Raw genomic sequence first — 13,665 nt, forward strand, 5'->3', positions numbered from 1 at the left:
TCCTCTTATTTTTGAATCAGGCTTGTGCCTGTCATTTCTTCTGGCTTTTCAACATCCAATAAATCGAGTAATGTCGGGGACAAGTCAGCAAGGATTCCGCCGCTGCGGAGCTCAACGCCTTCTTTTGTCACAATCACCGGAACTGGATTTGTCGTATGTGCAGTCATCGGCTTATCTTCAAGCGTGACTACTTCATCCGAGTTGCCGTGGTCAGCGGTGATGATGGCATGACCGCCTTTTTCAATGATTTTGTCGACGATTTTACCAAGGCATTCGTCCACTGCTTCGATTGCTTTCACAGTCGGTTCCAGCATTCCTGAATGTCCTACCATATCCGGGTTGGCGAAGTTCAAGATGATCGCTTGGTGTTTGTCCTGATCCAAGTCATCAAGCAACGCGTCCGTCACTTCGTATGCACTCATTTCAGGTTTCAAATCATATGTCGCCACTTTCGGGCTGTTGATCAGGATTCGATCCTCACCAGGGAACTCTTCTTCGCGTCCGCCGCTCATGAAGAACGTCACATGCGGGTATTTCTCTGTTTCTGCGATACGCAGCTGTTTGATGTTATTTTGGGAAAGCACTTCGCCAACCGTGTTATCCAAGTTGACCGGCTTATACGCAACATCGCCATCCACCGTTTCACTGAAGTTCGTCATGCAGACGAATTCGTTGATTGTTGGCGGGTGTTCGCCACGATCAAAATCACGGAAGTCTTTGTTTGCGAAAGTCCGGGAAATCTGGATAGCGCGGTCCGGACGGAAATTATAGAAGATGATTGCATCATCATCCTGTATTTTCGCTACCGGTTCACCGTTTTCCTCCGTGATGACAGATGGAAGGACGAATTCATCATAGATTTCATTTTTATAGGAATCTTCGATGACGTCATAAGGGCTCTTATATGCCGGGCCTTCTCCGTAAACCATCGCATCATACGCTTTCTTCACACGATCCCAGCGTTTATCGCGGTCCATGGAATAATAGCGCCCTGTAAGCGTCGCAATCTTACCGACACCAAGTTCCTTGATTTTAGCTTCTGTCTGATCAATGAATTCTTTGGCGCTTCGCTGACCGACATCACGGCCATCAAGGAAACCGTGGATGTAAACTTTCTCTAAATCATGCTTCTTCGCAAGCTCCATGAGAGCGAAAAGATGCTCGATATGACTGTGCACGCCGCCATTGGATAAAAGACCGAAGAGGTGCAGACTCTTGTCGTTCTTTTTCGCATGGTCGACTGCTTTAAGAAGCACTTCATTGTCATAGAAGTCGCCATCTTTGATGGATTTATTCACACGAGTCAGACTTTGATACACGATGCGTCCGGCACCGATATTCAAATGACCAACCTCGGAGTTACCCATCTGGCCTTCCGGCAAGCCAACAGCCTCTCCGCTAGCCGTAAGTTGGTTATGCGGATACTTGTTCCAATAACGGTCGAAGTTCGGCTTTTTGGCATGCTTCACTGCATTACCCTTTTCTTCCCCGCGGATTCCGAATCCGTCGAGGATGATGAGGGCAGCTAGTTTGTCCTGACTCATTTTGCACCAGCCTCTACAAGCGCTAGGAAGGAATCAGCTTCCAGGCTTGCACCGCCGACTAGAGCGCCGTCGATATCAGACTCTGCAAGAAGTTCGTCCACATTAGCTGGCTTTACGCTTCCTCCGTATTGGATGCGTATAGCGTCAGCTGCTTCAGCGGAAACTTTCTCACTCACAACATTGCGGATGAATGTGCAGACTTCATTCGCTTGTTCTGATGTTGCCGTTTTTCCAGTACCGATAGCCCAAACAGGCTCATAAGCAAGGATGACTTTTTCCACTTGTTCAGCAGAAAGACCTTCCAATGCCTTTTCAACTTGGCCACCGACCACTTCGTTAGTCTTGTCAGCTTCACGCTCTTCAAGCGTTTCACCGATGCAGACGATTGGCGTGATATCATGCTGCAATGCCGCATGTGTTTTCTTGTTGACAGACTCGTCTGTTTCGTTGTAATATTCACGACGCTCGGAGTGACCGATCACCGCATAATCCACACCGATGCTCTTAAGTGCTGTTGGGCTGATTTCACCAGTGAAAGCACCATTTTCTTCATAATGCATCGTTTGCGCAGCGATTTTAAGATCTGTTCCTTCTGTCTGTTTCACCAATTCTGTCAAATAAAGAGCTGGTGCACACACGATTGCTTCCACTTTATCACTGGAAGGAATCTTCGCTTTCGTCGCTTCGATGAATTCTGTTGCTTCGGAAATCGTTTTGTTCATTTTCCAGTTTCCTGCGATTACGTTTTTACGCATTGTTCCCCATCCCTTCGTTCTTTTATTTATCGTTCAATGCAGCTACGCCAGGAAGTTCTTTCCCTTCCATGAACTCAAGGCTGGCACCGCCGCCTGTTGAGATGTGATCCATTTTATCAGCTAAACCGAACTTCTCGACAGCTGCTGCAGAATCGCCACCGCCGATGATGGAGAAACCTTCTCCTTCGGCAAGTGCTTCACCGACTGCTTTTGTTCCGCCGGCAAATGCATTCAATTCGAACACACCCATTGGTCCATTCCAGATGATCAGCTTGGAATCTTTCACGATTTGCTGGTATTTCTCGCGTGTTTTCGGTCCGATATCCAATGCTTCCCAGTCAGCAGGAATTTCTTCGATGCTCACTTCTCGTTTGTTGGCATCTTCTGAGAAATCATCAGCAACCACAACGTCCTCAGGCATTACCATGTTAACGCCTTTATCTTTTGCTTTTTGCATGAATTCTTTCGCCAAATCGATTTTATCTTCCTCAAGCAAGGACTTTCCGATTTCATAGCCGCGTGCTTTTACAAATGTATAAGCAAGACCGCCACCGATGATCAGATTGTCGACCTTATCTAAAAGGTTATCGATCACACCGATCTTATCTTTTACTTTTGCACCGCCGATGATGGCTGTGAAAGGTCGTTCCGGATTGGATAATGCTTTACCGAGTACCTCCAGTTCGCGCTCCAAAAGCAAACCTGCAACGGCTGGAAGATGTTTTGCTACGCCTTCTGTAGAGGCATGCGCACGGTGTGCAGCACCGAATGCGTCATTTACATACACATCAGCCATGCTAGCGAAAGCTTTTGCCAATTCAGGATCGTTTTTCTCTTCACCAGCTTCAAAACGAACATTTTCGATAAGAAGTACTTCGCCATCAGCAAGGCTTTCCACTGCTTGGTTAACTTCTTCTCCATATACTTGGTCGACTTTCACGACGTCTTCCCCAAGCAAGTCGCTCAGACGCTGTGCCACAGGATCCAAACGTAAATCTTCTTTCACTTCGCCTTTTGGACGGCCAAGGTGGCTGGCAAGAATCACTTTTGCTCCTTGTTCGACTAGATGCTTGATCGTCGGAAGAGCAGCTTTGATCCGGGTATCATCGGTCACAGCCCCATTTTCCATTGGTACGTTGAAGTCCACACGACAGAAAACCTTCTTGCCGGCTACATCGATATCGCGGATTGATTTCTTGTTCATATCTACGCCTCCTCGAATACTAATTACCTATGTATCTGTTCCTTGCATTTCATTCATCACGACAGGTTCCGTTTCTTCCGTTGACTAACCGACTATCGGCTTCGGTTAGAACGGGAAACAAAAACAATGATCTAAGCAAAAAAGCTCCTTTAAGAACCCTGCTTATCCTGCTGCCGTCCGTCAGAAAAGAAGAACAGGCATAGGCCAAAAGGGAGGGAGGTGCTCCTCCCTCCCTTTCTACCATTGCTTATTGGAATTAGATACCTTTGCTTTTCAAGAATACAGCCAAGTCTACGCAACGAGTGGAGTAACCCATTTCGTTATCGTACCAAGAAACGATTTTCACCATGTTATCTTCCAATACCATTGTGGAAAGTGCGTCTACTGTGGAAGAGTTTCTGTTTCCGATATAGTCGGAAGAAACAAGCGGCTCTTCGCTATAACCAAGAACATGGCTAAGTTCGCCTTCAGCAGCTTCTTTCAAAGCAGCGTTCACTTGCTCAGCAGTTACGTTTTGGTCGAATTCAGCAACCAAGTCGATTAGGGAAGCATCTTTGACTGGTACACGCATTGCCATACCATTCAATTTACCTTTCAACTCAGGCAATACTAGGGAAACCGCTTTTGCAGCACCTGTAGTTGTAGGGATGATGTTTTCTGCTGCTGCACGTGCACGACGGTAGTCTTTGTGCGGCAAGTCAAGGATTTGCTGGTCGTTTGTATATGCGTGAACAGTAGTCACAAGACCGCGTTTGATTCCGAATGCGTCATGAAGTACTTTTGCAACCGGAGCCAAGCAGTTAGTAGTACAAGAAGCGTTGGAAAGTACAGTATGCTCAGAAGGATCATAGCTGTTTTCGTTAACACCCATTACGACAGTAAGGTCTTCGCCTTTAGCTGGTGCAGAGATGATAACTTTTTTCGCTCCTGCTTCAACGTGTTTCTTCGCATCTTCACCATTTGTGAAAATACCAGTAGATTCAACTACTACTTCTACACCAAGATCTCCCCAGCCCAAGTTAGCAGGATCGCGCTCAGAAAGAACTTTGATCTCTCTGCCGTCAACGACTAGATTGTTGCCGTTAACAGATACTTCTGCATCAAGGGTACCGTGTACAGAATCATACTTTAACAAATGGGCAAGCATATTCGCATCTGTAAGGTCGTTGATTGCAACTACCTCTGCTTCGCTGTTCGCTAGCGCTTGACGGAATACGTTACGTCCAATACGTCCAAAACCGTTAATACCAATTTTTACTGTCATGAAAATTTCCTCCTTGTAATAACTAAATGATTAAAGGGAATGTTGACCCTTTATTAACTGGTTCGCTGCCGCCTCATCCGTCACCAGGATATTGTTCCTTCCCAGTTTGAAGTAGGAGGCGATTGCACGAGCTTTCGAGGCACCGCCTGCAATAGCTATTACATGTTCTGCTTTATCTAAGTCCTCCAGCTGCAGTCCGACCGTCCGTACACGATGGACTACATTCCCCTCAGCATCGAAGTAATAACCAAATGCCTCACTTACTGCGACACCGCTCTTGATTTTCTCGACAAGCGGTACAGGCGTCCGTCTCCGTTCCGCCATTGTCATGGCGTCACCGATACCGTGGATGACCACATTCGAACGGTTGATGATGGACAGGACTTCCTTGACGGAAGGCTCTTCGATAATTGTCTGATAAGATTCTTCCCCGATTGGATCAGGAACATACAGCAGCCGGTAATGGCTTCTGGCCCGTTTCGCCATAGCCGCACAAATCGTATTCGCTTCATTCTCCACCTGCTCACCGATTCCTCCGCGTGCAGGTACGAACATGACATTCTCCGCTGTATGGATCGGCGGCATCGCTGCTGCCAGCGCTGCCATCGTTGTGCCTCCTGTCACTGCAACCGTGTAGTTCGGATGCAGCATCTTTTCCAGAAGCTGCGCACACCTTTTTCCCATCTCTTGTTTTACCCAATCCTGGGTATCACTATTACCGGGGACGACAATACAATTATCTATTCCTAGTGTTTCCCGGACACGCTGTTCCAAAACACCTATTTCAGAGGCTTCGAGCATAAATGCCTTCAATTGCTCGTGAATTTCCAATCCTTCATCGGTGATCTGTACCCCTTTTGTAGTGATATAGATCATTCCTTGGTTCTGAAGGAAATCGATTTCACCTCTGACAACTCGTTCTGCAAGATTCATGTTTTCAGCAAGTGTGCGACGTCCCAGCGGTCCCATTGTCTTGACAAAATGCAGGATTCCGTATCTTCGCTGCATAATTTCCAGAACATCCGGGAAAAGCTTTTTTTGTAGATCTATTACCGATCGCATAACATACCCCTTCTTTATCAAGCCTAATGGGTCAATAATGTCCCAGTATGTCATATATTGTCCCACTTGCTATAAAAAAAATTCCTCTTGCACGATTATCATAACAGTAAGACTTCTTACATTCAACTTAAATCCATCGAAAAAATAATTTATTTATAGATTTAATAAACTTAACACTTACAAAACAAAAAAGGCACCGACCATAACGTCGATGCCTTTCTTCTATATCCATTATGAAATTGCCGTTTCCGGTACAGCTGCTGTTTCTTTCTTTTCCCAAGGACGGGAGCGCCATCTCCGGTATGCGAAGATACCGCGGAACCATTCATCGATTCCCATCGCAAACCAAACGCCAAGCAGACCGAATCCTAACGATACTCCAAATGCGTAGCTTAGTAGAACAGCGATGCCCCACATGCTGATCACACCGATGACAGCTGGGAATTTCGTATCCCCTGCTGATTTAAGGGAACTCATCAGCACGATATTCATGGCACGACCTGGTTCAGTGAACGCAACGGCCCACAGAATCGGTATACCGACTGCCAGGATAGCCGGATCATCCGTGAATGTTTGCAAGATGGGTGCACCTGTCAATGCGAATCCCATCGAAACGATAAAGGATGCAATCATCGCTATTTTCAGCGTACGCAAGCCTCGTTTCAATGCACGGTCGTACTGCTTTCCGCCGATATAACGGGATACAAGCAGCTGCGTTCCTTCAGCGATGGCCATGGTGAACAGATAGCAGACCATCGATATGTTATTGATATAAACACGCGCTGCCAGGGAAGCATCCCCGAAATTCGCTACGATGGCAGTGATGACAATCTGCGAATATTGGTAAGACAAGTTCTCTGCAGCGGACGGAACACCGATGACAAGAATATCTTTGATGTCTTTTCCGTTAAGCTTGATCAAATGCGTACCTGTGAAACGAATCGCCAAGTAGCGATACACAAAGTAAAACAATACGATGACTGCAAAAATACGGGCGATGACAATCGTCCAGGATACCCCGATCACGCCTGTTATCGGCAGACCGAACACTCCGAAGATCGCAACAACATAACCGATCACACTCAATACATTCATCAATACCGCCACGACCATAGAGACTTTCGTACGGCCATTGGCACGTAAAATCGCACTAAGTGTCAAAGATAATGATTCCAAAAATAAAGAAGCACCGCAAATTTTCACAAAGGTGGTCGCATAAGCGAGTGTCTCACCTTCCAAATCAAAAAAGCCAAGAAAAACGGAACCGAACATAACGACGACAGCAGAAACGATCAATCCGAACCAGAAATTCATCCCGAATGCTGTCCGAGCTGTCCGCCGGGCTTGAGCCAAATCATCTGCACCGAGCTTTTGGCCGATGATGATCATGGATGCAATAGACGTCACGTTAAAAACCAAAATAAAAATGCTAATCAGCTGATTCGCTACGCCGACTCCGGCAGCAGCTAAATCTGAGTAATGACTCAGCATCAGTGTAGCAACGATACCCATTCCCATATGAAGTGCCAATTCAATAAACAGCGGCCAAGAGATACGAAACAATGTTTGCTCAGATGTAGAAGTTGGATTACCCAACAGACATTCTCCTTTTCGTTAAAATCAAACTCCCTCTATATTAATCCTTTTTTTGAGAAAGTAAAGAGCTTTATCTAAAAAAACCAAAATAGTTTTTCGACAAGATTATACAGCATCGGAAGCCCCGTTTTACAAGTATTTTCTGATTATTTGAAGTTCAACAGGAAAGCGTTTTCAAAGATTCGTGATAAGTTTTTTATATTTCTTATCCAATGAAAAACGCCCTCCTCATTCGGAAGGCGTTTTTACAGCTAATTGTTTCTCCAATTCTCCCTGCTTCAATTCCCGTCTCAGGATCTTCCCGCTGATTTGGGTTTTTGGCAGTTCTTCCATCACTTCGATTTCCCTTGGAGCAGCATGGGCAGCCAAATTCTTACGGACGAATAACCGCAATGATTCTAACAGCTCAGGCGTTTCTCGGTATCCATCCCGCAAAGTGACAAAGGCTTTGACGATTTCCCCGCGTACAGGATCCGGTTTTCCAATCACACCGGCTTCGGCCACGGCTGGATGCTCGATCAGCTTGCTTTCCACTTCGAATGGCCCTATCCGCTCCCCTGAACTATTGATCATATCGTCATTGCGCCCTTGGAAGAAGACATAACCTTCTTCGTCCTTCAATGCCAGATCTCCAGAAATATACCAGCCACGATAAACAAAGTAGCTGTCATACTTGCCTCTATCGCCCCAAATATCTTGCATCAAACCAGGCCATGGCGTCTTGACGGCCAGCTGACCGATTGTATTCGCCGGCAGTTCGTTCCCTTCATCATCCAGGATGCCAACTTGGATTCCCGGAAAAGCGCGGCCCATGGATCCAGGCTTGATCGGTTCAGATGGCAGGTTGACGATGATATGGCCGCCCGTTTCGGTCATCCACCATGTATCATGGATACGCAGCTGCAAATTATCCCAAGCCCATGTGATGACTTCCGGATTCAGCGGCTCCCCGACACTTAGGATATGGCGCAGACTGGATAAATCGAAGTCTTTATACAAATCGCCTTTTGCCTTCAGCAGACGAAATGCAGTCGGGGCACTGTACAATGTCGTCACTTTCAGATCTTCGATGATTTTATACCAAGATTCCGCCTGGAAGCGCCCGCCTTGGATGACGATCGTTGCTCTGTTCAGCCAGGGCGCGAACAATCCATACACACTGCCTGTCACCCAGCCTGGATGCGATGTGCACCAATACACATCATCATCCTGCACATCCAGCACCCATTTTCCAGATACAGCATGGTGGATCAAGGAACGATGTGCATGCAGCACACCTTTAGGCTTTCCTGTCGATCCGCTTGTGTAATGAATCAGCAAACCGTCTTCTTTATCCACCCATTCCACATCCCCTGAAACAGATGCATCTGGCTGTGCTGCATCAATATCTTCTATTAATAAGATTTTCTGCAAAGAAGGAATATCTTCGACCGGAACCCGTTTCACCAAATCCTGATCTGATATGAGCAGTGTACCAGCGCAATCATTGATACGATCTCTTACCGCATCTTCCATGAACGCTTCGAACAGCGGGCCTGCAATGGCACCGACACGGATGGTTGCCAAGATAGCAATATAGCATTCTGGGTTTTTCGGCAAAAAGATAAAAATCCGATCACCTTTCGTTACGCCATGTGCGCGAAGGACCTTTGCATAATGTTCTATTCGCTGCTGCAGCTGATCGAAAGTCAAACTGTACTGCAGTTCACCGTCTTTTACATAATGTAAAGCTGTTTTGGCACCATATCCATCTGCCACGTGACGATCGACAGCTTCATAGGAAGCGTTGCATTTGCCGTCCTGTCTGCTTAGCAGTTCTTCCTCAAGCACTTTCCAATCATGCGTGTTCACTGCTTCCTGATAGTCTGGCAAATTATGCTTTCTGTCCAATTTTGGTGACAAGTTTGTAGTCATATGCTTGCTCCTTCCCTTCCAGTGAATCCAGTATGTCTTCTTTCCATTTGCCAAGCGCCGCACTTCCGCGTGAGCGCGGTCTGGATAAAGATGTTTTCAGATCCTTCGCCAAAGTCGATGGCTTGCCTTGCAGAAGCAGGACCCGGTCACTCAAATACAATGCTTCGTCGATGTCGTGTGTAACGAGGATGATTGTTGTTCCGAACTCCTCCCAAATCTTCAACAATAGCTCCTGGAGCTGCATCTTCGTAAAAGCATCGAGTGCACTGAATGGTTCATCCAGCAATAAGATATCCGGTTCCGTCACAAGGGCCCGTGCAATCGCAGCACGCTGCGCCATTCCCCCTGACAGCTCACGCGGGTATAGTTTTTCTGCATCCTTCAGTCCGACCAAATCCAAATACCGGCGGGCTTTGTCTTCATTCGATTTACGATCACCTTTCAATCCAAATGTGCTGTTAGCTAATACCGTTTTCCAGGGCAGCAGCCTCGGTTCCTGAAAAATGAAGCCAACACGCTGATCGGAATCGATGCTGATATCACCTTGGTACTCCGGATCAAGACCTGCGAGCGCTCGCAGCACGGTGCTTTTTCCGCAGCCACTCGTGCCGAGCAAACTGACGATTTCTCCTCTTTCGACCGAGAAATCCACCTGCTGCAGCACCTGCTTCTCCCCAAAGCGCCTTCCAAATCCTTTCACCTGTACTGTCATGCCGATTCCTCCTTTGTCATTTCGCCAATGCTGTATCCTGCCAGTGCAGCGATCGCTTCTGGATGATTTTCAGCACCCAATCCGTCAGTTTCCCAAGCAGCGCAAACAAGAATATGCTGGCGATGATCACATCTGGAGCATATGTGTTTTGTCCTAAGATAAGCAGATAACCAAGTCCTTGGCTTGCACCCATGATCTCCGCTGCCACTACGAACATCCAGCCCAAACCAAGACCGCTTCTGAGACCTGTCAGGAAAGATGGCAATGAAGCAGGAAGAATGATCCGCCTTACCAAGGCCACTCCATCCAAACCGTACATCCTGCCCACTTCAATCAGTTTCCGGTCCACGCCGCGAATACCGTCCACGATATTCAAGTACACCGGGAAGAATACGCCAACGGCAATCAGCGTCACCTTCGACGTTTCGCCGATTCCCATCCACAAGATGAATAACGGCACCCATGCCAATGATGGGATCGAACGGAAAGCTTGGATGAGCGGGTCAAAAAATCGTTCAGCAAGTTCTGAATAACCTACAAGTGTGCCTAAAAGGATCGCTGCAAGTGTTCCAATGATAAAACCAACGAACAGCCGGTATACGGTCAACAGCACATGATCCTGCAATGTACCATCCTGTAAATAAGCGATGATCGTCGACAAGATCGTACTAGGTGCAGGCAGCTGATAAGCAGGAATGACTCCTATTCTGCTCAGGAATTCCCATGCTGCCAGCAATATGATTGGCAGCAAAGAACCGAGCAGTACAGGATGTGTCCGTAATTTCTTGCCCATATCGCATCATTCCTTTCCAAGTTCTTGGGCGAATTTCGGTTCGATATAACCATCCACCGTTTCCGTTACATCTTTATTGCCTTTCCATAGATTCGCTTTTTCCAGTACATCGCCTGACTGAATCAGAATCTCCTGCTGCGTATCACTTGGTACTGATTCAGCGAAATCATTCCGTTCCAGCTGTTTAGCTGCAACTTCTTGACTGATATTGGCTTCTTTCGCAACGATTTCAGCTGTCTCTTCGGGATTTTCTTCAATCCACGCTCTCGCTTTTTCGTAAAGTTTCAGTACTTCCTTCACTTCTTCGGGATGATTTTCAGCAAATTCTTCCCGCACGTTCAGGAAATTATATGTGTTGAAATCCTCATTTCGGTAAAACAGCTGTGTATCATTCTCCAATTCAAGCTTCGCCATATGCGGGTCAAGACCAGCCCACGCGTCGACATCACCAGAAAGCAAGGCACTTGCGCCATCGGCATGCTGCAGATTGACGATTTCGACATCCTGCTCCGACAAACCAGCTTCCTGCAAGGAACGCTGAAGGAAAATATAAGGATCAGTACCGACAGTAGCGGCTACTTTCTTTCCTTTTAAATCTGCAGGTTCTTTGATGTCGCTATCTTTGGTTGTTACCAACGCCGTCCACTCAGGCTTCGATGCCAGGTAGACACCTTCGATCGGATTGCCATTCGCTTTGGCAAGCAAAGCAGCGCTTCCTGCTGTGGAACCGAAATCGACGCTGTTGCTGTTCAAAAATTCCAATGCTTTATTGCTTCCTTGGCTGAGCGTCCAAGTGACCTCGATACCTTGGTCCTTGAAAGCTTCCTCTGCCCATCCTTTATTTTTGATCACCAGACTGGCTGGGGAATAATAGGCATAATCCAAGCGGATCTGTTTCAAATCACCCGATGCACTGCTGGAATTCCCGCAGGCAGCCAGAAAAACGATGACAAACACACCGAGTATAGCTAGTAAACTTCTTTTATCTATGAGCGGAATCTTATTCATCGACGCGTACTCCCTTATCATCCAGTTCACAGGCATAGGTGCTGATCGAACCACGAAGACGCTGAGCCTCCTTGTATGTGCAGCGATTATGGACAACTTCCAGTCCTGCTTCCCGTGCAATCGCAGCTGCTTCGGCGGAAACGACGCCTTCTTGCAGCCAGAAGATTTCCGGACGAACCTCAGCTGCTTCTTTCGCTAGTTCAACCGCCGCTTCCGGACTGCGGAATATTTGAGCAATGTCGATTTTTTCAGGCACGCTTTTCAAATCCGGATAAGCTTTCTCCCCCAACACATTTGTTTCGACCGGATTAACCGGGATGATTTTGTAGCCGAGGCGCTGCATCTTCCGAGCAAGACGGTTGCTTGGCCGCTGCTCTTTACTGCTCAGACCGACTACCGCAATCGTTTTTTGTCGGCCTGTAGCGTCAGTAGCACTGTTCAGCGCTTCCCGGATGACCGCTTCATCATTGATGACGATTTTCCGGGATTCGGAACGGATGCCAGTCGCCTTTTCCAACGCTCGATCCAAATCATGGATCAAATCATCGACTGATTCGATTCCAACCGACAAGCGCACCAATTCCTCTTTTACTCCTGTAGCTGCCAACCCTTCGGCATCCAGTTGCAGATGCGTCGTGGAAGCAGGGTGGATGATCAACGACTTCGCATCTCCGACATTGGCAACGTGTGACCAAAGTGCAACGTTATTGATCAGTGCAGCTCCAGCTTTCCGTCCGCCTTTGATGCCGAAGTTGACGATGGATCCAGTACCATGCGGAAGCACTCGCTTTCCAATCTCATAAGACGGATGACTGCTGAGTCCCGGATAAGCCACCCAATCGACAGCAGGGTGCTGTTCGAGATAATTTGCCAGTTTCTCGGCATTTTGCACATGACGTTCCACCCGCAAATGCAATGTCTCCAACCCTTGGATCAGCTGCCATGCATTGAATGGACTAAGTGCAGCGCCTAAGTCGCGCAGCAATTGCACGCGCAGTTTCGTACTGAAAGCAAGTGTACCGAAATCGAATGCATAGCGGATGCCGTTATAGCTTGGATCTGGCTCTGTAAAAGTCGGAAATTTCGGTGAATTCCAGTTAAAACGACCTCCATCCACAATCAACCCGCCGATGGATGTACCATGACCGCCAATCCATTTTGTCGCGCTGTGCACGACAATATCCGCGCCAAGCGTGATTGGCTTGCTTAAAATCGGTGTTGCAAATGTGCTGTCGACAATCAGCGGGATTCCGGCATCATGTGCTACTTCTGCCACTGCTTCCACGTCTAGCACATGCAGACTTGGGTTGCCGATTATTTCTGCAAAAACAGCCTTCGTTTTGTCTGTGATTGCTGCGCGGAATGCTTCCGGGTCAGTTGGATCAACAAATTTGACCGTGATTCCGTAACGCGGCAATGTGGTCTGGAACAAGTTGTATGTTCCGCCATACAAGTTGGTTGCTGCAACGATTTCGTCACCAGCACTCGCCAAGTTCAGAATGCTGTAGCTGATCGCCGCCATTCCCGAAGCAACCCCCACTGCCGCGACGCCGTCTTCCAGCAGTGCAATCCGTTTTTCAAGGACATCCACGGTTGGGTTGCCGATACGTGAATAAATATTTCCGGGTTCATCGAGCGCGAACAGTCGCTCAGCATGATCGGTATCATGGAACAAATAAGAAGTTGTTTGGTAAAGCGGTACTGCTCTTGAACCTGTCGTCGGATCTGGTGCTTGCCCGCCATGTAATGCTAGTGTCTCAGCTTTGTAGATTTGATCTGTCATTTTGTCATTCCTCCATTTTTTTATATATGA

Annotated in this window: 11 protein-coding genes; all 11 read right to left on the reverse strand. The window is 47.3% G+C overall.

Going from position 1 to position 13,665, the window contains the following annotated elements; all coding sequences use genetic code 11:
- Positions 1–5 precede the first annotated feature (5 nt).
- Entirely contained in the window at positions 6–1,544 is a 1,539-nt protein-coding gene (gene gpmI, locus SFC66_RS00800; protein WP_411216805.1) for a 2,3-bisphosphoglycerate-independent phosphoglycerate mutase, read from the reverse strand.
- On the reverse strand, positions 1,541–2,299 hold the full coding sequence (tpiA, locus tag SFC66_RS00805; protein ID WP_411216806.1) for a triose-phosphate isomerase: 759 nt from the start codon (positions 2,297–2,299) through the stop codon (positions 1,541–1,543). Before tpiA ends, gpmI begins: the two co-directional genes overlap by 4 nt.
- Before the next feature lie 22 nt (positions 2,300–2,321).
- Positions 2,322–3,503, reverse strand: coding sequence for a phosphoglycerate kinase (locus SFC66_RS00810; protein ID WP_411216807.1), 1,182 nt, complete (start codon positions 3,501–3,503; stop codon positions 2,322–2,324).
- 256 nt (positions 3,504–3,759) lie between these two features.
- On the reverse strand, positions 3,760–4,767 hold the full coding sequence (gene gap / locus SFC66_RS00815; protein ID WP_411216808.1) for a type I glyceraldehyde-3-phosphate dehydrogenase: 1,008 nt from the start codon (positions 4,765–4,767) through the stop codon (positions 3,760–3,762).
- A gap of 30 nt (positions 4,768–4,797) precedes the next feature.
- Positions 4,798–5,829, reverse strand: a complete 1,032-nt coding sequence (locus tag SFC66_RS00820; protein WP_411216809.1) for a sugar-binding transcriptional regulator — start codon at positions 5,827–5,829, stop codon at positions 4,798–4,800.
- Positions 5,830–6,060: 231 nt separating this feature from the next.
- The gene (locus tag SFC66_RS00825) at positions 6,061–7,425 is read right to left on the reverse strand and encodes an MATE family efflux transporter (protein ID WP_411216810.1); all 1,365 of its coding nucleotides are present in this window, start codon (positions 7,423–7,425) and stop codon (positions 6,061–6,063) included.
- Between the two features lie 228 nt (positions 7,426–7,653).
- Positions 7,654–9,339: an acetate--CoA ligase gene (gene acsA, locus SFC66_RS00830; RefSeq protein WP_411216811.1), complete on the reverse strand. Its 1,686-nt coding sequence runs from the start codon at positions 9,337–9,339 to the stop codon at positions 7,654–7,656.
- Complete coding sequence (locus SFC66_RS00835; protein WP_411216812.1) at positions 9,299–10,051, reverse strand: ABC transporter ATP-binding protein; 753 nt, start codon at positions 10,049–10,051, stop codon at positions 9,299–9,301. Before SFC66_RS00835 ends, acsA begins: the two co-directional genes overlap by 41 nt.
- A 16-nt stretch (positions 10,052–10,067) precedes the next feature.
- A complete protein-coding gene (locus SFC66_RS00840) occupies positions 10,068–10,844 on the reverse strand; it encodes an ABC transporter permease (protein ID WP_411216813.1) in 777 nt (258 codons plus the stop codon).
- Between the two features lie 6 nt (positions 10,845–10,850).
- Entirely contained in the window at positions 10,851–11,852 is a 1,002-nt protein-coding gene (locus SFC66_RS00845) for an aliphatic sulfonate ABC transporter substrate-binding protein (RefSeq protein WP_411216814.1), read from the reverse strand.
- Positions 11,845–13,635: a PLP-dependent aspartate aminotransferase family protein gene (locus SFC66_RS00850; protein WP_411216815.1), complete on the reverse strand. Its 1,791-nt coding sequence runs from the start codon at positions 13,633–13,635 to the stop codon at positions 11,845–11,847. Before SFC66_RS00850 ends, SFC66_RS00845 begins: the two co-directional genes overlap by 8 nt.
- Between the last annotated feature and the right edge of the window lie 30 nt (positions 13,636–13,665).

The sequence above is a fragment of the Terribacillus saccharophilus genome, from assembly GCF_046592895.1.
In the GTDB taxonomy this organism is placed as follows: domain Bacteria; phylum Bacillota; class Bacilli; order Bacillales; family Amphibacillaceae; genus Terribacillus; species Terribacillus saccharophilus_D.